Origin of the sequence: Bauldia sp. (genome assembly GCA_037200845.1) — a bacterium.
Classification (GTDB): Bacteria; Pseudomonadota; Alphaproteobacteria; order Rhizobiales; family Kaistiaceae; genus DASZQY01.
Window position 1 is genome coordinate 493,338 of sequence record JBBCGQ010000001.1, and the last position, 22,363, is coordinate 515,700.

The window sequence follows — 22,363 nt, forward strand, 5'->3', positions numbered from 1 at the left end:
CCGCCCTTGCGCAAGCGGCGTCGGGTGTGGCGACTTGGTGGCCCTACGCGTCCGCGGGATTATTTTTCTGTAAGTTGGATTGCCGTTTTCCGGCGCCTAGCCTTTGAATCGTGAACGGTGACCCGCCGGCGGATGGCTCCATGCCAAACCGCGACCCGACGAGCCAGGACCGGTCACGATGTGCGGCGGGCGACTCCCCTCCCTGACGTCGACCGTCGTCATTTCGGAAGGAACACTACCATGCGTCGTCTTATCCTGGCGGCAGCTCTGGCTGCCGCGTCCGCTTCGTTTGCGTTTGCTCCGGCCTTCGCCGATGGCGCCTTCTCGGACGATCCGGGCGTCAACGATCTCGGTGTCGACATCGGCGGCGTGAACCTGACGCCGTCGGGCGTGCACGCTTACCTCGCCGCACAGTCGCCCGAGATGCGTCGCGAGCTCGTGAACGCGTGCAACACCTACCTGACGCATCCGGCCGGCGCCGGCGAAGCGACGCTCGCCTTCTGCGGCGACATCGGCGGCAAGGCCTAGAACTACCCCGCGAGGCCGGAAGGGGAGGGGCGCGGCGGCCCTTCCCCTTCCGGGGTTTTGCTATAGACGTATTTGTAATTTTCCGTCTATATCTTTCTATAGACGGAAAATAGATTGTCGGTCTATAACCCGACGTGCCGAAAATCAGCCTCGCTCTGTCGACTCTTTATTCCGACCTGGCCCAACGGGTCCACTCGCGCGCTCTGCGCGCCGGCTCGCCGTTCGTGATGAACGTCAAGGGCCGAGCATACGCATACGTCAAAAGACAAATCGGCAGCACGCGACGCGACGACTACGTCGGGCCGGTCGATGACGCCAAAGCTCAGGCGCAAATCGAACTGATCCGGCAAGCCCAGGAGCAGGAAAAGCAGGATCGCCAAACGATCCGTCTCCTCGTCCGCTCCGGCATTCCCGCTCCATCGAAGGAATTGGGCCGCGTTCTGGATGCGCTCTCCGAGGCCGGCATCTTCGCCGACGCCACACTTATCGGCACGGCCGCCTATCAGTGCTATTCGCCCATCATCGGCCACGAGCTTCCGAGCCCGACGCTGACGACCGGCGATGCCGATCTGGCCACGGCCCGCCTGGCTATTCGCAGTTTGCCGGAAGGCGAAACCATCCTCGACGTGCTGCGGCGCGCCGAGCCGACCTTCGCCCCGGTTCACGCTCTCTCGAACCGCAAGGCGCCTTCGTCCGCCTTCCGGGCGCGCGACGGATTCATGGTCGACCTGGTGCCTCAGCAACGCACGCGGCGTGACCCCAATCCAATTCCGATCGAAGGCGCGGGAGCGGTCCCTCTGCAATTTGTCCGCTGGCTGATAACCGATCCGATCACCGCCGTGGCCTTGTTCGGAACAGGCGTCGCGGTACGCATCCCACAGCCGGCAAGGTTCGCGATCCACAAACTGATTCTGGCGCAGGAGCGGCGCGACGACCAACGGGCAAAGCGGCGGAAGGACCTGTTGCAGGCCCGGGCATTGGTCGAGGCACTGCGGGAATCCGATCCCTACGCCCTGGCGGACGCCTACGACGATGCGTCAGGGCAGGGCAAGCGGGGCTGGGCGAAGAAGATCGAAAGATCGCTCAGCGAGCTTCAGATTTCCGTCGCGGAGATCATCGGCTAAAGGCCGAATTCTCCTTAAAAGTGGTGCCCAGGAAAGGATTGCGCGGTTGGGCCCAAGAAGCCTTGAAATTCAAGGACTGATCAGGCCGATCGATCGAGATTGTAACACACTCTTGTAGCGCACTCGCGTTCTCCGGCACCAGCGCTGCTATGCCGGCATGCGACGGATCAGTGCCTTGATCCACACCATGCATGCGCCGATCGCCCACTCCGTTTGGAATTTTGTCAGCGAGGCCGGGGTGTCGGACCCAGGCCCGTGGCTAAGAGGGTTTCTGATTGCGGTGAAGAAGTGCTTCAGCGCGACCGCTTCCCAAGGTTCGATGAATTTGGCGCGATTGGACGCGAGATTGTCGATGAAGTTGTGGGCTCCAGTTTCCCGGCCTTGGGTCCAGCCCATCTCCTCGGAGATGACCTTGATGGTACTCTCAAGAGCACGTGCCGCGTATAAGGCCGGATCGCGCCCAGCAGTGTCACGACGATCAACCGCCTCCTTCATGTCCACATCGACGTTCCTCCACCGGGGGTCGGCTAGTAGGGTCCAAAAAGGTGCATCGACCTCTCGAGTCGAAAGGTTGTCCGGAGCAAGCTGGATAAAGCCGTTGTGGTAGTGGAGAGGGGCGCCCGCCTGTTGGAACCGCGTATTCAGCTCTGCCACCGCATTAAGGAATGATTGGCTCTTCGCGACATTCGCCGCTGTGAGACCGTCAGCCAAATCTCCGGGAAGGCGGAAGAGTGATGTTGACGGTCGAAGCTTCGCTGCCGAGATTGTAGCGGGAAGCTTGGCGGTTTCCTCCGTTATCTGATCGCCCCGGGTTCGAAACCCTATTTCTACTAGGCTAAGCCGCTCCATGATGAAGGAACCGGCAGGCTCAGTCCCATCAAATGCCTTAAGCATCCAATTTTCGCAGACCGTTATGATCGGCCAAGTGCCGGCGATCTGATGTGGCTTCCCCATCCAGGTGCTCGTGTACGCGTAGGCGTGCGGCGAAAGTGATTTGACCCCGAGTTCCATGGAGAGACGATTGTGTATGTCTATCCAGAAAGCCTTCCCCGTGTCGCTCTCGTTGCCCCCGACATAGAAGGGGCATACCTGCTCGGCCAATATTCGGAAGGCCTGAACAATCAGGCGGCGCTGTTGTTCGCCAAATGAAGTCCAGATTTGGGTTGATGCATAGCGGTGGGCAAAGATATCGGTCAGCATGCGAGCATCGCGCGCGGGTGCCCCTTAAGTTGGCTGCAGCAGCGGTGCGAAAAGTGCGCGCAAATCATCATCATCAAACGCGTCAGACTGCTCGGACGACCTAAGGCCAACGGATGGTGAATTTGACCGCCCGTGGGTGTCTTCAAGCCATTCTCTCTTCTTCTCGACTGCCTCGACGGCGTGTTCGATTGCGACAGCCGAAACGCTGGCTCGAGCCCCGAGCTTTCGCAGCGTTCCCGCATAGTCATTCAACGTAGACTCTGAATCGATGTCAGATATTGCTTCTCCTACGTTCGCAATCTCACTGCGGATCGCCGCGTCTACCGCTTCAAGCGCATCCGTGCTTAGGGCATATCGCCATCTCTCGACGGCGTCGGACACATTCTCAAGCTCGTCCCCCGGCATTCCAGTTTCCAACATCCCAATAAAGTGTTGCTCCAAGAGGTCCGCCATTCGAGCGGCATTTGGGAACTCGCCGTAGTAGCCATCGTCGCGAAGCTTTCCCATCAATCCGACGACCTCTTCGCCGTCGCGCCAAGAGTCCAACCCTCCGATAGGGTACTCCGACAGTGACAGAGCCGTTTCGGCGAAAACATCTTCCTTGGCTTCAAACCACCAGCAGATCAGAAGGTCGATTCGGGCAACATTGTTTAGCCCATAGGCCCTGCCTATCCGAACATTGTTCTCCAGCGCGTACATGTAGATCGGTTCCTGCGCGAACTGGGCAGCGACCGAATCGAAAGCTGCGGCTAAGCTGGCGACATTACCCCGCTCCTTGATCTGCTTGCCCTGTTCCCAAACTGCGGCCGCCCATTTCGTGGAAACCGCTGCCCGCGCTAGGTCGCAGAGCAAGTGAAAATCGTTCACGTATCCGGCTAGGTAGTCCCGAAGCGAAGGATTAATAAATGTGACCGTCCCATCCTCGATGGAAACGAATCCACCTTCGAGAATGCGTAGTGCTTCTTCAAAATCCTTTGGATCGTGTGAATCTCCATACTTCGCCGATAGCGCTGAGTGCACCGCGCGGTAGTTAATTCGAAGCACGTCGACTGATACGCCGTACTCTGAACAGAAATATAACGTCAGCAACAAGTGCTGGCAGGCTTTGGATATGTGAGTTCGAAACGCGATGTCCCAAAGACGGGTCGGATGATCGAGCAGGTTCTTGAACTGCCTTGGATAATCTGCAGCCGGAATGTCGTGGACATGGGAGATATCCGTCATCCACTCAATTAGCCGTGGATTATAATGCTCGTGATCGACGACTTCCACGAGGCTGCCGCTGTTGATAAGCGACGCGATATGCGCTTGAGGCGTGCCAGAGGCAACGAGATGATTATAGAGAATTCGCGCCCTTATTCGTCGATCGTACACCTCAACATCGAGGACATACTTCGCAATTTCCAGACGACGATCGGCGAGGTGCTCTGAAACTCGACGAGCTTCTTCGAAGATGTATGCGCGAGTCGTTAGGATAAACCGGGCGTTGGGCGACGAGCGCACACGGCTTATGAAACGTGCAAGGGCGATGTTTCACTTGACATACCCACGCCCAATACCTAGATTCTTGGCCAAGGAGACAGTCCATGGCCATCTCGGTTCTTTCCGCACCGCATTTTCATAACGAGGAAGCCGCTTTCGAGTACGTCGAAGCGCACCTCTGGCCTAATGGCCCGGTCTGCCCGCATTGCCAGAACGCGGACGGTACTAAAATCGGGCGTCTCAATGGCAAGACCACTCGCGCGGGCCTTCGCAAGTGCTACGTCTGCCGGAAACCTTTCACCGTCCGCATAGGTTCGATCTTCGAGGACAGCCACCTTGCGCTTCGGCTGTGGCTTCAGGCCATCCATCTGCTTTGTTCGTCAAAGAAAGGCATCTCCACTCGCCAGCTTCAGCGCACGCTTGGCTGCGGGATGAAGACTGCTTGGCACCTCGGCCACCGTATCCGCCTCGCCATGGACCCCGGCGCGGTCGGTCCCTTGGGTGGCGAAGGCGTCACCGTCGAAGCCGACGAAACTGCCATCACGAACTCGCGCAAGACCAAGCGCCAGCCCGGTCGGAAGAAGCCCAAGCAGCACGTTATGAGCCTTGTTGAGCGCGGCGGCTCCATTCGTTCCATGAGCATCGACCACACCAACGTCGGCGCGGTGCTGCACCAGCACGTTCACCGGGATAGCCGCCTCGTGACCGACAGTGCGCAGCACTACAAGCACCCGCCGGTCGCCAGCCACGGTGCCGTCGACCATTCAAAGTTTGAGTGGGTGCGAGACGACATTCACACCAACACGCTCGAAGGCTTCTTTTCGATCTTTAAAAGAGGTTTGGTCGGCATTTATCAGCACATGGACGCCAAGCACATCGACCGCTACTTGGCCGAATTTGATTTCAGACAGAACACCCGCGCGAAGCTTGGGATCAATGATGTGCAGCGATCCGAGATCGCGCTAAAGGGTTTCAAGGGAAAGCGCCTTACCTATCAAACAACTAGTGCGGGGGTGGCGCAGGATTGATTAGATTGGGGATTATCTATGCGTGCTGCTTTGGAGGCCTTGTAGGCACGACGGCTGCCTGCTACCGACGATATCTCAGCACGCATGAGGTGATTCGGTCATGAGCACGGACGCAACGAAGAAGGACTCGCCGCAACGCCGCGGTGGCTTGGCGCGCCGCGAAAGTCTTTCACCGAACGAGAGACGGCGCGCCGCGCGTCAAGCTGCCATCGCCCGCTGGAAGCAAGTAGGCGATGTTCCGGAGGCCAGTCACCATGGCGTGCTAGAAATCGGAGATCGGCAGCTTGAGGTCTATGTCCTGGAAGATGGACGGCGGCTGTTCCACAAGCGCGTGATGGGGCACGCCTTGGGCCTTAAATCGGAAGGCGGCAACGCCTTCATGAAGATGATCTCCGGCCAGAAGATAAGATCCGAGATCCCCGCAGATCTCGCCGACAAGCTCGCAAAACCCGTAGTTTTCCGCGGTTTCACTGGAGATCCGGTTCACGGCTACGAAGCATCGGTTTTGATCGAAGTTTGCGAGGCTTTGATCCGCGTGCGCGATAGCGACAGCTTGACGAAGCGCCAGATGTTTTTGGCGGTCCAAGCCGAATTCCTCTTAAGAGCCGCGGCCAAGCTCGGCATCACGGCGCTGATCGATGAGGCGACCGGCTACTCCGACAACAAGCGGAAGGATGAATACCGGCAACTCTTCCAAGAATTCCTGCGCGATGAGTTCGCCCAATGGGAGCAAGACGAGTACCCCGACCGCTTCTTCGACATGATCTACAAGCTGTACGGACTTAAGCGGAAGAACCCGGACTCAACCAAGCACCCACGGTTCTTTGCGAAATTCATTCGCAAATACATCTACTACCCGCTCGCGAATTCGCACGGCGCAATTCTGGAACAGCTCGATCAGAAGAATCCTACCGTTTATACGAACGGCGGTCGCCGGTACAAAATGTACCAGTTTCTTTCCGAGAAAGTCGGGCTTCCGGCGCTGCGCGCACACCTCTGGCAGACGATAGGCATCGGCGCGGTGGTGTCGGACAACGAGAGCTTCGACAAGCTGTTCTACAAGGCGTTCCCGGAAGCCATCCCGGCCCCGCGCAATGCCGCACAGCTTCGCTTCGACGGGATCTAGCCCATGCCAGAGAAACCCGAACAGAAGCCCGCCGATGCAGATCAATCGAAACGGTTCATCGACATGGCCCGAAAGGTCGAGGTCGATGAGACAGCGACCGAGGCAGATCGGATCTTCAAGAAGATCGTGAAACCCAAGCCCCAGAACGACAAGGGCCGCTAGGCCAAAGAGATCGGGGCGTAGCCCACTACGCGCCCGAATGGCTGGGAGACAGACCTAGCTAAAGTCCCGGCCCCTTAGTCTGGGGCAATGGAGCCGCCACCTACGATCAACCCGCAAAGACGACGTGGGTGGCGGTGCTCCATTAGCAAGATCCATGAGTCCGATCAAATTGTGGTCCGAACCGACGGACGACAAGATCTCGTGGCTGGGTATGGGAAGTGAAACTTCGCCCGTGCAAGATCGGAGTCCTTGTGCGATAGCGCGCGCCGGTCTAGCGCGACCTTCCCCAGAAAATCGTCAAAGAGAAATACTTGCTTTTTGGCATCTACTATCGAAGCGAATCCGTCCTCGAGATCGCGGATTGCCACTAGGTCCCAACCTTGAGCCATGTGAGCAAATGCAAGGACCTCAGCTAGCGTCGTCTTGCCCACTCCGGGAGGTCCGGAAATAATAAGGATATGCTGGGCATCTAAGATCGATGACGCTTGAGTCAAACTCGGATTGGCTGCGTAAACTCGGAGCTTCGCGGTTATTCCATCGCTGGTGATGCTGTTGAATGCATTCGCACCAGCGTGAACGATTCGATCGAGCACGGCGGCGCTCGTAAGCCAGAGTTTGAAGTTTGCTTTCTCGATGTCCGGATATCGGCGGAGCAGAGCGTTCAAGTCTGCGGGCGAAAAAATGTCCGACTCGCTCTGCAGCGAAGGACCGATGATATCGGCCAGCTTCTTCTTGTTTGCCGGCGACAATGGCCGAGAGGTCGCCAACACGTAGCGGCTAGGTGCGAGCTGTTCGATCGCCTTGCGCTCAATCTTCATCCTTGATGTGAGCTGAGCGTAGGTTGAGCCCACATAGTGCTTTGCCTGCAGGATCGTTTCGCCTGCATCAGAATGGCGTCCGTCCATGCCGCCATCGGGACCCGACGCGAAAGCTTCAAATCGAAGTCCAAGTTCCCGCCCGATAAGGTCGCGGACCAAATCCTCAAAGTCCGCCCAATTTAGATTCGCGAAATCGTAGGACATGAACGTCTCTGCGTGTGAGGTTTGAGGTTAGACTCGGAATCCATCGCTCGGGGAAGGGCGGGACGCGTGGTGGGCAGTCCTGTTTGTGGGCGCAGCATTGATCCCGCGCCGCGACTCGGTCTAGTCCAAATACATGCCGCCTAAAGAAGAAGCCCAAGAACAGATGCGTGTCTTCGCGGAGCGTGCTGACGCGCAAGAACATCAACGCCGCTTATTGCAGGGTCTAGGCCGGCGGATCACATCGTTCGTAACGGCCGAGGGCGTTCGCGTCGTCAGGGTAGGAGGCGCAGTCTATCAGTCGAAGGTGTGGCGGACGTTTCACGAATTTCTTGCAGACTACATCCAGATCGCCCTCACCCAAGAGTGGGGCAGGTCGGAACTATCAAAGCCTGAAAGTGAAAGGCATCCTCTGCTGATCTGGTGGGCCAAATCTCAGGATTTCGCTGCTGAGCAAGTGGGGCAGAAGCGCGGCCCCGTTAAGACCGACTTGATGCCGGGTGCGACCGAAGCCTATCTCCAACTCGCCTACAGCCTTTATCTCTCCGCGCACAATGCCGGTCTGCCAGAGCTTCTTTTGAAGCGGCTGCGGAACCGTGATCAGTTTGAAGGTGCGGTCTATGAGGCGTTCGTAGTTGGCTTGTTCGCCAAAGCTGGCTTCACGATCGAGTTCGAGGATGAGGGCGACTCGTCATCCAGTCACTGTGAGTTCATCGCCGCGCATGGGGAAACTAAGCGCCGCTTCTCCGTCGAGGTGAAGGCGATCGGCTCGTCCTCGAAAAGGGCCGGTGCCAGTGTCCAGCCTCCAAAGGTCAGAGGTCTCTTTCGGAGGGCTTTGAGCAAAAGCGCCGCACATCCTCGAATAGTGTTCATTGATCTAAATCGGGCTCACCATCCTCTAGGCCCTGGAAATGAACCTATCTGGCGATCCTCAATCGAGTCGGAGATCAATCGAGCCGAGGGTGAGATGTTGGTCGATGGTTCGCCTGCGCCTCCCGCGTACCTCTTCGTGACCAATCGCGGTGCGATGCTGCATGACCTCGACCGCCCCGCCGTGCCGCAGGCGTGGTTGACGATGGGTTTCAAAATCCCGAACTATCCTGTGGGTAAGCGCTCCTCCGCTATGATCGACATGTACCGTGCGAGAAAGGAGCACATCGAAGCTCATGTGCTGATGAAAGCGCTGGAGACGGGTGGCCGCGTACCTGCGACCTTTGACGGGCGTCTTCCGGAAGAAGCATTTGGTCTACAGACCGAACCTCGCCTTCTTGTCGGCAACGCCTATTTGCTTCCTCCGCCGCCAGAGGGAAACAAAGAAGTTGTCGGCGTTCTAACAAGCGCGATCGTTCTTGAGCCGGAGCGCAACGCATACGGCGTCTATCGCCTGGCAGATGGAAAACACGTCATTTGCACGACGCCCTTGACGGACGTGGAGATGGACCTTTACCGCGCCTCACCTGCCACATTCTTCGGCGTGGTCCGGAGTGAGACGAAGAAGGGGTTCACTGATCCATTGGATGCTTTTGACTTCCTGCATGAGACATACTCGCAGACTCCGCGCGAGAAGCTCCTGGAGTTCATGGCTGATTGGCCAAACCAGGACCTGTTGCAGAAGCTCGATCAAGCACGACTCTCCGAGCACTACTGCGCCCAAATGGCGACCCAAATCTGGCGCGAGCATCAGGCACGCATCGCGGCTTAGTCGCTTGGCCTGCTGCAGGGCCAGTAGGGCGAACGTTCGCAGTGGTTTCCAATGCTGGCGAAAAATGAATCGCTCACGTGAGAGCCCATACGTGAACGTGCGGATCGCGATTTCCCCCCCGTGGGGTGGCTCACAGGCTCGCCGCGTTGAGCGCCCGCTGAACCTGCACAGCGGACCATGAGCCAATACCCCGGGCAGTCGGGATGCCTCGCGTCGTCAACTCCCGCGCCATACTGCGTAGCGAAAGGCCCTCGCGCTGCAGGGCAACAAGCGTGGGCTTCAGGTCGGTAGCGCGAGCCGCGATCCTCTCCATCACCGCTTCCCTCGCCCTCTGTTGAATAGCCCTTGTGGGCCTTTGCCCCCGATCGCCTCCAAGCTTTCGTCCGCGTCGCTTCGCTGCCGCAAGGGCAACCTTCGTGCGCTGCGAGATCAACCCCGCCTCAAGCTCCGCAACCGCCACCATACTGTTCAGGAGAAAGCGTCCCTGCGGGCCTTCGACCTGGGGGAGGTCGCAGAAGCGAACATCGACTCCCGCCTCCAACAGCCGCGATAGGAACGCCACAGATCGCGTCAACCGATCCAGCTTCGCCACTACGAGCGGAGCACGATGGAGCCGGGCGGCGGCCAGCGCTTGCTCCAACTCGGGGCGATCGGACTTCCGGCCACTCTCAATCTCGGTGAACTCCGCGACGATCGACCAATCCCCGCCGTTGAGGAGTCTCCCAAAGGCAGAGCGACATCGGATCAGGATCAACGGCGAGGAGGTAATCGACCTGGACTTCGCCAGCATGTTCCCGCGCCTCGCCTTCTTGAAGCTTGGCATGATGCCGCCTTCAGGAGACCTCTACGCGGTGCCTGGGCTGGAAGATCCAAAGTATCGGGATGGTGTGAAGGGAGCGATGAACACCCTCTTCTTCGCCGATCGTCCCAAGGCGCGGCTACCTAGCGAGTTCCGAAAGCAGCTGCCTCAAGGTTGGACCTTAGCTCGCGTTAGGACCGCCATCCTCTCTCGGCATCCAGACCTTGAGCCGGCCTTCGAGCGTGGCCTTGGGCTTGAGCTGATGTTCATCGAGAGCACCATCATGGTGAAGGTGCTGATACGACTGATTGGTGAGGGAGTGGTCGCTCTCCCCATGCACGATGGTCTCATGGCTCCAGCCTCTAAGAGGGATGAGGTGAGGGCAGCGATGGAGGATGTGGCTGAGGAGGTAGTGGGATATAGGCTGCCTACCTCTGAGAAGGCCTTGAAGCATTAGCCCTAGAGGCAGCCTGACAGGAGGGGGGTTAGGGAAGGGAGATGGGTGTCATCCCTCCCTCCTCCCATCTCTACCCCAAGGCAGCTCATAGGACACCTCTGTGAGTTCCTCCGCCGAGCTACTCCTTAAGTGGGGCAGGTAACTCCGAGATTGCTCTCACTCTCAAGTCGGTGTGACTGCACGAACGAGGCAAGCCCATGCCGTCGCTAAACCAACAAATCGCCGACGAAACTTAGAACGATGACCAAACAACACTCGCAAAGACGCAAGTCGCGGGCCGTAACTAGCGTCGCTAATGGCGTTGGCGGCATGACCGAAGTTAGGGATCAGAGATTCAGTAGGGAACCAAGACCGATCACGTTTGAGATCGACGCCGAGAGCGCGGACGCATGGATGCGGTACCTGGGCGCTGAAACCTTGCGACGTGGTTGGTCTCACGGCGGGATGTCTGAGCTTGGCTCACGCGAAAACAGCGGTAGCGTGACGTTGAGCGACGCCGCCGGGCCGCGTCTTCACGTTATCTGGGAGCGCAAACGGCTGGGCCCACTTCTGGTCGAAGTCGCACTGGCTGACACGCCGGAACTTCCTCTTGCGGACGCCATCGAGTTCTTTGACCGGGTGAACGCTGACTGTCGAAACCGCGTGGTCGAAGAATACCATCGTCGGAGCTTCTTAACCTACGAAGGCCTCGCATGGCGAGGTGAGCTCTGGCTGGACGCGGATACACGGCTCGGGCCCCCCGAGCGTCAATTCGGCGCCGCCTTACTTGGCCCTCGTGCGGTGGTCGTGGACATGTTGATTGACGCCGTTGACGCGCTGCACGTGGGCGAGTTGCTCGAAGCCCGCCTTGCGGAGGTAGCCGCGTTTATGAGCGTGATACTGCGCATCTCATTTGATCCATTCAGAAATGGCAGGGCGGTTTGGGCATGGACGCTGGACGATCGAGGGGGAGTGACGACGAGTATTCAGCAGATAGGATACCTGCAAACCGACAATCCTGGGACGATGCCAACACCGGGACATGATCCGGCAATCCCGATTTTACACGTCACTCGTCCAGACTTTTCACATGTAGGAATCGACGGCTCGACAACCGAACAGACAGTGCCAGATGACATTCAAACGCTCTGGGCTGCGTATCGCCAGCTGACTCCGAACTTACGCCGACAGTTTCTCAGCGCTGCCGCGAAGTGGCAAGAATCTAGCGATGCATGGCAAATACGCCGGACTCTCAGCTTCGCCCTGAGGGTGGTGGCTTGTGAGGCCCTTAAGCCACCAGGACCTGAGTACAACGATCACAACATCTACGATGTGATTGAAGCCCTAATCGACAAGGCAGCAAGCGAACGGCTTCGCGCGCCGGGCTTTGAGGCGCAGGACGTTCGCAACGCCCATCTTCACGTCGGCGCTTTTCGAAGCACAGAGTTCGCCGAGCAGATGGCTATGAGCACCTTTATTGACCCGTCCTTTGACCAAGCGAGCCGAGACCTAGCGCGAATCACGCAAGCAGCGATCATCGAGTGGCTGCGGCGCGGAGGAGTCTACGCACTTCCGCCCAAGAAACGGAAAAAAGCAGGGCCGCCCGCCCAATCCGATTCGGATAAGACTAAACTAGCCGGTCCTGCCGCCAATCGCATAGCGCGGGAATGACTTGATCGCGCGTGTCTTCGCCTTGAGCGTCACGCCCCCGTATCCCACGCCCACCGTGCGCGGATCATGCCCGCAGATCGCATCCAGCACCTTGTCCTGAATGCCGACCTCTGAGCCGATCGTCTTGAAGGTGTGACGCCACGCATGGTTCGGCTGTATGTGCGGGTCCTTCACTACGGTCCTTACGAAACGCGTCACGTGGTTTTTCGCTGTGCGCCACGCGGCACGACCATTGCCGGTCCACATGAATAGCTGCCCCTTGGGAGCATTATTCACGAAGGCGAGGAACCCCATGTCGATCAGATGCCGGTGGACTGGTACATCGCGTCGTTCTTTGTCCTTCACCGTGCCGGCTTCAGGCGTGATCGAGAGCGTCCACACTCCGTCTTCCTCGCGCACGTCTGCCTTCCGAAGTTGAACGATCTCCCCAACACGGGCTCCGGTATAGGCACAGAGCCACGGCACCCAATGCTTCAACGCGTACCGCTATCCCGCCTCACGCGGCCCTCGATGCACACTGCGAGCCGCGCCCAAGATGGCGGTGATTTCCGCGGCCGAGAACCAAGTGTCACGAAGCTTCCTTCGCTTGGCCATTTTGATTGTAATGCCCTGTGCCGGGTTCTTTGGGAGCCTCCGATTTCGGACCGCCCACGCGAAGACGCTTCGAAGTCCTGCCAGGTAGCTGTCCTTGATCGTCTTGGCGCTCAGTTCGTAAGGCGATGCCGCCAGGTGGTCTTTGAACGCTACAATGTCCTCAGGCGTGATCTTGGTCGCATCATCGTGCTTCAAGAATGAGCCCAGCGCAGCGCCGGCCTTGGCATAGCTCGCGTAGGTGCTCTCAGAAAACCCTGCCGCCTTCGCCTCGCGCCACCAAGCCTCGATAAGTCCCTTGAGTGACGCCGCGCTTTGCGACTTCTCCGCCGACTCGACTTGCGGTGGACGCCATTCCGGGAACCGTTCCGCACGGGGGTCGGGCCTGTAGTCGCCACCGGCTTTACGCTCGCCAACTTCCATTCCTTGCACGATCGCCTTGAGCAACTCCGGGAGCAACTTGCGGCGAGAGGAAGGATCAAGGCTCGTAATGCCTTCCTTCACCAGCATGTTGTCCGCGAGTGTCGCCAGCGCCCGCTCAAGCTCGTCGTGCGAAGCGCCACTAAGCGGCTTCAGCCTCTTCAGTGTGGTCTCATAGGCGACTTCGAGTTCCTCGGCTGTAAGCTCGTCGTCGCGCTCCCACTTTCCGTCGCTCCACACCATGCCAGTCACGGAGCCGGCGTCGGGATCGCTTGCCCACGCACGGTAAAGGCGTCCTGCCAGCGCGACGGCCTGGCGAAGCGAGAGGCTTACCGGCTTGTTGCGTCTCAGAGACTCGAAGATCGAATCCATATAAGCGCTGGCCTCTGCCTGACGCTGCCTGATGGTGAGTGGGTCGCTCGCTCGAAGCGAAAGTCGGATGCTTTCCATCTTGGCGGAGACGACAACGAACGCTGTCTCATCACCAATCGGAATCGCGAGCTTCATGCCTACCATCCGCTCTCGGAGATCGGCCGGAATGCGCTTCACGAAATAGCGGTTTGAGGAACCCGAACGCTTCACGGGACGGACAAGCCTGAAGAGCAATGTTGCGCACCTTTGTAGCACAGTGTGGCTACACGCAACCCTCTGATGTGGCTTACCTTATTGACCCGATTGCGGAACTCGTCGGGGTGGTGCCCAGGAAAGGACTCGAACCTTCACGCCTTGCGGCACACGGACCTGAACCGTGCGCGTCTACCAATTCCGCCACCTGGGCACGGGGCGGATGCTTAAGGTTGGCGTTTCGGCTTGTCAAACCGGCCGTTCGGGCCTCGGCCGGCCGGTGCGCTATGGTTGCCGCCATGATTCTCCGGGCGGGGCGGAACGAGGGCGCGGGTTTGGCGTGGGCCGCGGTGGCGCTGGCCTTCGCCGCATATCTCTGGATCTTCCTGCCGCTCATCCCGGCCGATGGCCGCGGCCTCGGCGCCGACTATTCGCTCCACCTGCCGAACCTGCTCGCCGGATATTTTCTCTACCTGCAGAACGGGCTGCTCGCGGTCCCCTGGTTCAACCCGGGCCAGTGCGGCGGCGTGCCGTTCATCGCCGATCTCAACGTCGGCTATTATTCGCTGCCGCAATTCCTGGCGTTCGTCGTCGATCCGCTGATCGCGGTGCGCGCGACATTCGTCGTCTTTGCCGCGATCGGCGCGCTTGGCTTCTACGCGCTGGCGCGGCGCGCCTTCGCGTTGTCGCCGGCGGCCTCGGCGGTTGCGGCGGTGCTGTTCCTGTTCAACGGCACGTTCGCCTATCGCATGGCGATCGGGCACCTGACGTTCCACCCGCTGATGCTGGCGCCCTGGATCGCGCTGTGCCTGATCCGCGGCACGACGCTCGGCGCGCTGCTCGCCGGCGCGCTGTTCGCGTACGCCTTCCAGGCCGGCATGATCCACGGCATCGGGCCGGTCGCCTTCGCCGTCGCCATCGTGATTCTCATCCACGGCATCCGTTCCGGGCAATCGGCGCGGCCGTGGATCGCGTTCGCCGGCGCGGCGGTGGTCGCGGTTGCGCTGTCCGCGACGCGTCTCGCCGCGGCGCTGGCGCTCGCCAAAAATTTCCCGCGCAATGAATACGCGCTGCCCGGCTTCCCCAATCTTTTCGCGGCGCTCCGCGTCGCCTTCCTCAGCCTCATCGACCTGACGCCGGTCGCCGAGGCGTGGCAGTCGCTCGCCAACACCGACATATTTCTGGATCGTCCCGAGTGGGAATACGCCGTCGGCCCGATCGCCGCGCTGCTCATCGTCGCCGGCGCGGCGGTGCTCGTCGCGCGTCGTGGCCGCGTGCGGCGCCACGCTCCCGCGGTTGTCGCGATCGCGGCGATCCTGGCGCTGCCGCTGCTGCTCAACTGGTATGTGCCGGCGTGGAATGCGCTGCTCAAGCACGTGCCGCTGCTCGGCTCGAGCACGACGCTGGTGCGCTGGTTCATGCTCTACGTTCCGGTCGCGGTGTTCGCCGCCGCGCTGGCGTTCGACACGCTGTTTCCGCGGGCGCTGCGTGCGCCGGCGATGGCGCTGGCGGTGCTCGCGATCGTCGCGCCCAACGCGCTGGTCGAGAAGGGCACCTACCGCGCGCAGCGCTACGACGCGACGCCGATCGTCGCCGCCTGGCATGGCGGGCAGGCGATCCCGGTTACCGACATCGTCGTCGATCCGCAGTCGACGCCCGAGCGCCGCGTCCGCCTCGGCGGCAACAACGCCATCGCCGCCGGCCAGTCGCAACTTTATTGCTACGCCCCGGTTTTCGGCTACCAGCTCGAGGCGCTGCCGATCGGCGATCTGCACGCCGGCCCGATTTCCGACCTGTCCTCCGACGGCGCCCTCAACCTGAAAAATCCGTCCTGCTACCTGTTTCCGGGCGCCAACAGTTGCCGGCCGGGCGACGCGTTCAGCGTCGAGCAGGCGGGCGCGGCCGACTCGTTCGTCCACTACGAACAGTTCCCGTTCGGCCTGCCGCCGCTGCAGGTCGCCGCCAACTGGCTCAATCTCCTTGCCCTTGTCGGCTTCGTTCTGGCCGTGCCGATTCTGATGGTGCGCAATCGGTCGCGGGGCGCTCCTTTCCGCGGTCTGGACGCCATGCCGCCCGCCCGCTAAAGACGCTGCAAGACCGCATTTTCCGCGGCATTCCGGAGTGGACGATGCCAATTGCCACCAGCGACAAGGGTCTGGTCACCGTCTTCGGCGGCACGGGGTTCCTCGGCCGCCATGTCGTCCGCGCGCTGTTGAAGCGCGGCTGGCGCGTCCGCGCCGCCGTTCGCCGGCCCGATCTCGCCGGTCACCTCCAGCCGCTCGGCATGGTCGGTTGGGTGCAGCCGGTGCAGGCCAATCTTCGCTACCGCTGGTCGGTCGACCGCGCCGTGATGGATGCCGACGCGGTCGTGAATCTTGTCGCGATTCCCTCCGAGCGCGGCCGCCAGCGTTTCGATGCCGTCCACGTCTTCGGCGCGCGCGCCGTGGCCGAGGCCGCGCGCGGCGCCGGCATCGACAGGCTGGTGCACGTCTCCGTGCTCGGTGCCGCCAAGGATTCAGCCTCCGACTACTACCGCTCGAAGGCGGAAGGCGAGGCGGCGGTGTTCGAAACCGTGCCCGGCGCCGTGGTGTATCGGCCGTCGCTGATGTTCGGGCCGGAGGATCATTTCTTCAACCGCTTCGCCGCGATGGCGCGCGTGTTGCCGGCGCTGCCGCTGTTCGGCGGCGGCGAGACGAAATTCCAGCCGGTGTTCGCCGGCGATGTCTCGACCGCGATCGCCGATGCGGTCGAGGGCCGCGTGCCAGGCGGCAAGGTGTTCGAGCTCGGCGGCAAGGAAACCAAGACCTTCCGCGAGCTGCTCGAGCTGATGCTGCGCACCATCGAGCGCCGCCGCCTGCTCGTGCCCGTGCCGTGGTTCGCCGCGCGCGCGATCGCGGCCGTTGCGCAATATCTGCCGGGCGCGCTGGTCACGCCCGATCAGGTGCGTCAGTTGATGCTCGACAACGTCGTGTCGGAAGCCGCGACCCGCGAAGGCCGCACGCTACGCGGCCTGGGCGTCGATGCGACCAGCCTGGAGGCGATCCTGGAGTCGTATCTCTACCGCTTCCGCCAGCACGGCGAGTTCGACCGTCCGAAGCCCGTGCAGGGGCAGGGCTGAGGCCGTCGCCACCGGTTGCCGGTCGGCGCCGAAGAAGACCACGGCGATAAGGCCGAGGACGCCGACCGCGATCCGCCAGTAGCCGAAAGGCGCGAAGCCGTAGCGACCGACGAAGGTCAGGAACGTCCGCACCACCACCAGCGCCGACAGGAACGCCACGACGAACCCGATGGCGATCAGCCCGGCGGAGGTGCCGCTCATGGTGTCCATGCTTTTGTAGAATTCGTAGGCGAAGGCGCCAAGCATCGTCGGCATCGCGAGGAAGAACGAATATTCCGCGGCCGAGCGCTTGTCGGTGCCCAGAATCAGCGCCCCGGCGATGGTCGCGCCCGAACGCGACACGCCGGGTATCAGCGACAGGCACTGGAACAGGCCGATGCCCAGCGCCAGGCCCAATGGATACTGCATGATATCCAGATGGCGCTGCGGCAGCTTCATCCGATCGAGCGTGATCAGCACGACGCCGCCGAGGATCAGGGCGATCGAGATCAGCGTGACCGAGTTGAAGAACACCTCGGTGATCAGGCGGTGGAAGATGACGCCGAGGATAGCCGAGGGCAGGAACGCGATGATGACGCCCAGCGCAAATCGCTGCGTCGTCGGATCGCGCGGCAGGTCGCGCAGCAACTGCCAGAGCCGCGCTGCGTAGACGCCGAGCAGCGCCAGGATCGCGCCGAGCTGGATCAGCACCTCGAACGCCGGTCCGGCGCTGGTGAAGCCGAGCAGGCGCGCCGAGAGCAGCAGGTGCGCCGTCGATGACACCGGGATGAATTCGGTGACGCCCTCGACGATGCCGAGAACGATCGCATCGAAGATCGATTTTGGATCCATCTTTGTCCCCGTCGCGCGCCCAAATCGCAGCAGCGAATCGCGCCTTGTTCCCGCCCGATGCGGGTTCTATACCGAAATTCCTTTCGCCCGCCTTGCGGCAAAATTCCGGGAAATCGTCAGAGCCTCATGCCGACACTGCATCACTATCCTTTGCACCCCGGCTCCCGCTTCGTCCGTCTGATTCTCGCCGAGTATGGTGAGGAGGTCGTGCTCGCCGAGGAGGCGCCGTGGGAGCGCGACGAGGCGCTGCTGAAGCTCAATCCGTCGGGCGAGCTGCCCATCTTCGTCGACGACGATGGCACGATCGTTTCCGGCGCCACCGTGATCGCGGAATATCTCGCCGAGACCCGCGGCGCCCGCGTCGGCGAGGCGACGCTGATGCCCAAGACGCCGGCCGAGCGTGCCGAGACGCGCCGCCTGATGGCCTGGTTCCTGTCCAAGATGGATGCCGAGGTAACCGGCTACCTGCTGACCGAGAAGGTCTACAAGCGCCGCATGACCGTCACGAATGGCGGCGCCGAGCCCGATTCCGCGGCGATTCGCGCCGGGCGGCTGAACATCAAGTATCATCTGCGCTATATCGGCTACCTCGCGGCCCGGCGTAATTGCCTCGCCGGCCGCGAACTGACCTTCGCCGACCTCGCCGCAGCCGCGGAGGTGTCGACGCTGGATTATCTTGGCGAGGTGCCATGGGACGAGGACGCGATGGCGAAGGCCTGGTACGCGCGAGTGAAATCGCGGCCGTCCTTCCGCGCCCTGCTGACGGACCAGGTCCGCGGCATGCCCGCCGCCACCCACTACGCCGACCTGGATTTCTGATCGATACGAGTTCCGCCGAGCAAAGTGAGGCGTCCCCTCTCCCCGAAGGCGAGAGGGCCGCGAGCCTTGCCGAGCGAAGCGAGCTAGGCGAACGGGGTGAGGGCACTTCCGCACCCATTCTCTACCCTCGCAAAGGCGAAGGCATCCCCGCCGAGTTCAAGGCCGCCTTCATCGCCGACTGCAAGCGCGAAGGCTTCGACGTCGTCGGCATCGCCGCGCCGGACGCGATCCCCGAGGCCGCGCCGCGCCTCCGCGAATTCCTGAACCAAGGCCGCCACGGCACGATGGCGTGGCTTGAGACGGAAGCCGACCGCCGCGCCGAGGTGAAGGCGCTGTGGCCACAGGCCGGCGCCGTCGTCATGGTCGGGATGAACTATGGTCCGGACCACGATCCGCGCACAGCACTGGCGCGGAAGGATCGCGCCGCGATCTCGGTCTACGCGGGCAACCGCGACTACCACGATCTCATCAAGGGCAAGCTCAAGGTGCTCGCCGGCCGCTTCAAGGCGCGGACCGCGAGCGAGGTGAAAGTCTTCGTCGACACCGCGCCGCTGATGGAGAAGCCGCTGGCTGAGGCCGCCGGCCTCGGCTGGCAGGGCAAGCACACCAATCTCGTCAGCCGCGAGTTCGGCTCGTGGCTGTTCCTCGGCGCCATCGTCGTCGAGATGCCCCTGCCGCCCGACGCCGCCGAGGTTGATGCCTGCGGCACCTGCCGCGCCTGCCTCGACGTCTGCCCGACCAGCGCGTTCCCCGCGCCCTACCAGCTCGATGCCCGCCGCTGCATCTCGTATCTGACGATCGAGCACGAAGGCCCGATCCCGCACGAATTCCGCAAGGCGATCGGCAACCGCATCTACGGCTGCGATGATTGCCTCGCCGTTTGCCCGTGGAACAAGTTCGCGCAGGCGACGAAGGAGATGAAGCTTAAGGCGCGCGAGGACCGCATCTCGCCGCGCCTCGCCGATCTCGCCGCGCTGGACGAGGAAGGCTTCCGCCGGACGTTCTCCGCCTCGCCGATCAAGCGCATCGGCCGCGACCGCTTCGTCCGCAACGTCATGATCGCGGTCGGCAACTCGGGCGACGCCAGCCTCCTCGCCACCGCGCAGGCCCGCGCCAACGATGCTTCGCCGCTGGTGCGCGAAGCAGCCGAATGGGCGCTGGCTGAACTCATGAGTGAAACCAATGTCGCGTAGCCGCCGAACGGCACAAAGCACCGATACCAAGCGGCTGGGCGCCGTCGCGCTCGGCGCGCTTGCACTTGGCGCGTTCGCCGTCGGTGCGGTGGCCATAGGCGCGCTTGCCATCGGCAGGGTCGCCGTCGACCGTGGCAAAATCCGCCGCATGCGCATCGGCACGCTTCAGGTTGGGCGGATCGAACGCTTGCCACGCGCTCCCTCCAGCGGCCCGCGCCGCGACGCATGACCGAGCCGCGTTTCTTCAAGTCGCAGAAAGAGTGGCGCGCGTGGCTGACAAAGAACCACGCCACGGCGACCGAGCTTCTGCTCGGCTTCCATAAGGCGAGCTCCGACGAGAAGGGCATCACCTACAAGGAGGCGCTAGACGAGGCGCTGGCCTTCGGCTGGATCGATGCCGTGCGCGCCGGCGGCGACAAGACCTGGACGATCCGCTTCACGCGGCGTAAGGCGCGCAGCATCTGGAGCGCGGTCAACATCAAGCGCATCGCCAAGCTGAAAGCTGAAGGCAGGATGCACACCGCGGGACTCGCCGCTTTCGAGGCGCGCGATCCGAAGCTGCAGAAGAAATATTCCTTCGAGAATCCCGACGCCAAACTCTCACCGGCGGATGCCAAGCGTTTCCGTGCCGACAAGCAGGCGTGGGCGAATTTCGAAAGGATGCCGCCGTCGTACCGACACCCCGCGATATGGTGGGTGGTGAGCGCCAAGCAGGAGGCGACGCGCGAGCGCCGCCTCGCAACGCTGATCGCCGACTCCGCCGCCGGCGTCCGCCTGAAGCATCTCCGCCGCCCGGGAAAATCAGCATGAGCGCGCCGCGCATTTTCGTCTTCGGCATGGGCTACACGGCGCGTGCCTTCGCGCGCGCGATGGACGGCCGCGCCGCGTCGTTCGCCGGCACGATGCGCGCCGATTTCGAGGCCGCGAATTTCGCCGACGCCACGCACATCGTCGTCTCGATCCCGCCCGGCGAGGCCGATCCGGTGCTCGCCCGCTACCGCGACGCGCTGCTCGCCGCGCCGGCGCTGCAATGGATCGGCTACCTGTCCTCGGTCGCCGTCTACGGCAACTACGGCGGCGCATGGGTCACCGAACGCACGACGCCGCACCCGAAACAGGCGCGTTCCACCGAGCGCCTCGCCGCCGAGAAAGCGTGGGCGAAATTTGCCCTCGATCGCAGCATCCCGCTGGCGACGTTCCGCATCGCCGGCATCTACGGCCCGGGGCGCAACGCCTTCGTCAATCTCGCCGAAGGCAAGGCGCACCGCATCGTGAAGCCGGGCCAGGTGTTCAACCGCATCCACGTCGGCGACATCGCCGCAGCTCTGGTCGAGGCCGTGGACCGCAACGCCGCCGGCATCTTCAATCTCGCCGACGACGAGCCGGCGCCGCCGCAGGACGTGGTGGCGTACGCGGCCGAGATGATGGGCGTCATCCCGCCGCCCGAGGCGCCGTTCGCCGGGGCCGACCTGTCGCCGATGGCGCGCAGTTTCTACGCCGACAACAAGCGCGTCTCGAACCGCCGGATGAAGGAGGAACTGGGCATCGCGCTCCGCTATCCGACTTACCGCGACGGCCTCGCCGCGCTCTGGCGCAACGGCAACTGGCGGGGCGAGACATGACCAACAGGATCCAGCCACCCGCCGATGCCGCCGCCCGCCGGGCCGTGCCGCCGGTGATCGCCTACTCGGTCGACGGCCTGCCGCCGTTCGACGCCAAGTTCTATGCGAAGGCGCGCGACGGCGCCGAGAAGGTCTCCGAGGTCATCGTCCCGCCACGCGACGGCCGCGCCATCAGCATCCCCGCCGGGCATTTCTTCCGCATCGTCAGTGTCGATGGCCCGCAGGTCGGTGACCTCAATCTATGGAACGCGCACGACCTGTCGGAGCGATTCTTCTCGGGCAAGACGCGCGCCCTCCACGCGACGCATGTCTCCACCGGCGCGCGCCTGTGGAGCACGTTGCCGTATCTCCGCCCGCTCGCCACCATCACGAACGACACGCTCGGCTGGTACGGCTTCGACGCCGACGGCGCCGGCATCCACGACGTGATCGGCACGCGCTGCGACCCGTACACCAACCTGCTGCTCAAGGGCGACGAGTATCATCACTGCTGCCATTCTAACCTGACACGCGCGCTCGCCGCCGAGACCGGCATGCCGATCGCCGAAGCCGAAATGCACGTGCATGACGTGCTCAACGTCTTCATGTGCACGGGCTTCACGCACGACACGCACCAATATTTCATGAAGGCGAGTCCGGTGCGCCCCGGCGATCATCTCGAGATGTTCGCCGAGATCGACCTGATCGCGGCGCTGTCGGCGTGCCCGGGTGGCGATTGCGGCGCCAGCCACTCGGACGACGTCGCCGCCTGCTATCCGCTGAAGGTCGAGATCTGGCGGCCGCGCGCCGAGGCACTCGCCGGCTGGCGGCCGCCGCAGCCGAGCGCCTATTCGCGCAACCATGGCGCGACCTGAACCCGTCGCGTCTGCCCTTGCTTTGCCGGCTCGGCGGGACATATCCTGTTGCAGCGCAAAACCCGGCCGGGGGG

General features: G+C 62.2%; 22 protein-coding genes, 1 tRNA gene and 1 pseudogene. 16 read left to right on the forward strand and 8 right to left on the reverse strand.

Annotation, left to right across the window (positions count from 1 at the left end; all coding sequences use genetic code 11):
* Nucleotides 1-240: 240 nt before the first annotated feature.
* Nucleotides 241-528 (forward strand): hypothetical protein, encoded by a 288-nt coding sequence (locus tag WDM94_02465; GenBank protein MEJ0011490.1) that lies wholly within the window; start codon nt 241-243, stop codon nt 526-528.
* Between the two features lie 134 nt (nt 529-662).
* Nucleotides 663-1,652, forward strand: a complete 990-nt coding sequence (locus WDM94_02470; GenBank protein MEJ0011491.1) for a GSU2403 family nucleotidyltransferase fold protein — start codon at nt 663-665, stop codon at nt 1,650-1,652.
* Between the two features lie 147 nt (nt 1,653-1,799).
* On the opposite strand, the gene WDM94_02475 is transcribed toward WDM94_02470, so the two are convergent.
* Complete coding sequence (locus tag WDM94_02475; protein MEJ0011492.1) at nt 1,800-2,852, reverse strand: hypothetical protein; 1,053 nt, start codon at nt 2,850-2,852, stop codon at nt 1,800-1,802.
* 24 nt (nt 2,853-2,876) lie between these two features.
* Nucleotides 2,877-4,382, reverse strand: coding sequence for a hypothetical protein (locus WDM94_02480; GenBank protein ID MEJ0011493.1), 1,506 nt, complete (start codon nt 4,380-4,382; stop codon nt 2,877-2,879).
* 62 nt (nt 4,383-4,444) lie between these two features.
* Between WDM94_02480 and WDM94_02485 the strand changes: the two genes are divergently transcribed.
* The 3 genes from WDM94_02485 (at nt 4,445) to WDM94_02495 (ending at nt 6,650) form a co-directional block, all read left to right on the forward strand.
* Complete coding sequence (locus tag WDM94_02485; GenBank protein ID MEJ0011494.1) at nt 4,445-5,362, forward strand: IS1595 family transposase; 918 nt, start codon at nt 4,445-4,447, stop codon at nt 5,360-5,362.
* A gap of 100 nt (nt 5,363-5,462) precedes the next feature.
* Nucleotides 5,463-6,488 carry a P63C domain-containing protein gene (locus WDM94_02490; protein ID MEJ0011495.1) on the forward strand — a complete coding sequence of 342 codons (1,026 nt, stop codon included), beginning with the start codon at nt 5,463-5,465 and terminating at the stop codon, nt 6,486-6,488.
* 3 nt (nt 6,489-6,491) lie between these two features.
* Entirely contained in the window at nt 6,492-6,650 is a 159-nt protein-coding gene (locus WDM94_02495) for a hypothetical protein (GenBank protein MEJ0011496.1), read from the forward strand.
* A gap of 164 nt (nt 6,651-6,814) precedes the next feature.
* Here WDM94_02495 and WDM94_02500 read toward each other — a convergent pair whose 3' ends face one another.
* Nucleotides 6,815-7,672, reverse strand: a complete 858-nt coding sequence (locus tag WDM94_02500) for a restriction endonuclease (GenBank protein MEJ0011497.1) — start codon at nt 7,670-7,672, stop codon at nt 6,815-6,817.
* A 133-nt stretch (nt 7,673-7,805) separates the two neighbouring features.
* Here WDM94_02500 and WDM94_02505 point away from each other — a divergent pair, with 133 nt between their 5' ends.
* Nucleotides 7,806-9,371, forward strand: a complete 1,566-nt coding sequence (locus WDM94_02505) for a hypothetical protein (GenBank protein MEJ0011498.1) — start codon at nt 7,806-7,808, stop codon at nt 9,369-9,371.
* A gap of 130 nt (nt 9,372-9,501) precedes the next feature.
* On the opposite strand, the gene WDM94_02510 is transcribed toward WDM94_02505, so the two are convergent.
* Nucleotides 9,502-10,161: a recombinase family protein gene (locus WDM94_02510; protein MEJ0011499.1), complete on the reverse strand. Its 660-nt coding sequence runs from the start codon at nt 10,159-10,161 to the stop codon at nt 9,502-9,504.
* Here WDM94_02510 and WDM94_02515 point away from each other — a divergent pair.
* Nucleotides 10,049-10,627 (forward strand): hypothetical protein, encoded by a 579-nt coding sequence (locus WDM94_02515; GenBank protein ID MEJ0011500.1) that lies wholly within the window; start codon nt 10,049-10,051, stop codon nt 10,625-10,627. The two genes, WDM94_02510 and WDM94_02515, sit on opposite strands and share 113 nt — an antisense overlap.
* Before the next feature lie 240 nt (nt 10,628-10,867).
* Complete coding sequence (locus tag WDM94_02520; protein ID MEJ0011501.1) at nt 10,868-12,277, forward strand: hypothetical protein; 1,410 nt, start codon at nt 10,868-10,870, stop codon at nt 12,275-12,277.
* Here the strand turns inward: WDM94_02520 and WDM94_02525 are convergent.
* The 3 genes from WDM94_02525 to WDM94_02535 all read right to left on the reverse strand — a co-directional run bounded on the left by WDM94_02525 (nt 12,239) and on the right by WDM94_02535 (nt 14,066).
* Entirely contained in the window at nt 12,239-12,742 is a 504-nt protein-coding gene (locus tag WDM94_02525) for a tyrosine-type recombinase/integrase (GenBank protein MEJ0011502.1), read from the reverse strand. The two genes, WDM94_02520 and WDM94_02525, sit on opposite strands and share 39 nt — an antisense overlap.
* A gap of 21 nt (nt 12,743-12,763) precedes the next feature.
* On the reverse strand, nt 12,764-13,795 hold the full coding sequence (locus tag WDM94_02530; protein ID MEJ0011503.1) for a phage integrase N-terminal SAM-like domain-containing protein: 1,032 nt from the start codon (nt 13,793-13,795) through the stop codon (nt 12,764-12,766).
* A gap of 186 nt (nt 13,796-13,981) precedes the next feature.
* Nucleotides 13,982-14,066 (reverse strand) — tRNA-Leu (locus tag WDM94_02535).
* An 85-nt stretch (nt 14,067-14,151) separates the two neighbouring features.
* Between WDM94_02535 and WDM94_02540 the strand changes: the two genes are divergently transcribed.
* Together WDM94_02540 and WDM94_02545 are read left to right on the forward strand one after the other, a co-directional pair.
* Entirely contained in the window at nt 14,152-15,936 is a 1,785-nt protein-coding gene (locus WDM94_02540; GenBank protein MEJ0011504.1) for a hypothetical protein, read from the forward strand.
* Between the two features lie 44 nt (nt 15,937-15,980).
* Entirely contained in the window at nt 15,981-16,970 is a 990-nt protein-coding gene (locus tag WDM94_02545; GenBank protein ID MEJ0011505.1) for a complex I NDUFA9 subunit family protein, read from the forward strand.
* 27 nt (nt 16,971-16,997) lie between these two features.
* Here the strand turns inward: WDM94_02545 and WDM94_02550 are convergent.
* Nucleotides 16,998-17,801: pseudogene (locus tag WDM94_02550) on the reverse strand (undecaprenyl-diphosphate phosphatase).
* A gap of 126 nt (nt 17,802-17,927) precedes the next feature.
* On the opposite strand from WDM94_02550, the gene WDM94_02555 reads away from it, so the two are divergent.
* The 6 genes from WDM94_02555 (at nt 17,928) to WDM94_02580 (ending at nt 22,289) form a co-directional block, all read left to right on the forward strand.
* A complete protein-coding gene (locus tag WDM94_02555) occupies nt 17,928-18,620 on the forward strand; it encodes a glutathione S-transferase family protein (GenBank protein MEJ0011506.1) in 693 nt (230 codons plus the stop codon).
* 170 nt (nt 18,621-18,790) lie between these two features.
* Entirely contained in the window at nt 18,791-19,813 is a 1,023-nt protein-coding gene (queG, locus tag WDM94_02560; protein ID MEJ0011507.1) for a tRNA epoxyqueuosine(34) reductase QueG, read from the forward strand.
* Nucleotides 19,803-20,042 carry a hypothetical protein gene (locus tag WDM94_02565; protein MEJ0011508.1) on the forward strand — a complete coding sequence of 80 codons (240 nt, stop codon included), beginning with the start codon at nt 19,803-19,805 and terminating at the stop codon, nt 20,040-20,042. Before queG ends, WDM94_02565 begins: the two co-directional genes overlap by 11 nt.
* Nucleotides 20,039-20,623: a YdeI/OmpD-associated family protein gene (locus WDM94_02570; GenBank protein ID MEJ0011509.1), complete on the forward strand. Its 585-nt coding sequence runs from the start codon at nt 20,039-20,041 to the stop codon at nt 20,621-20,623. Before WDM94_02565 ends, WDM94_02570 begins: the two co-directional genes overlap by 4 nt.
* Entirely contained in the window at nt 20,620-21,435 is an 816-nt protein-coding gene (locus tag WDM94_02575; protein MEJ0011510.1) for an SDR family oxidoreductase, read from the forward strand. The genes WDM94_02570 and WDM94_02575 overlap by 4 nt, the downstream gene beginning before the upstream one ends.
* Entirely contained in the window at nt 21,432-22,289 is an 858-nt protein-coding gene (locus WDM94_02580; GenBank protein ID MEJ0011511.1) for a DUF1989 domain-containing protein, read from the forward strand. The genes WDM94_02575 and WDM94_02580 overlap by 4 nt, the downstream gene beginning before the upstream one ends.
* Nucleotides 22,290-22,363: the final 74 nt, after the last annotated feature.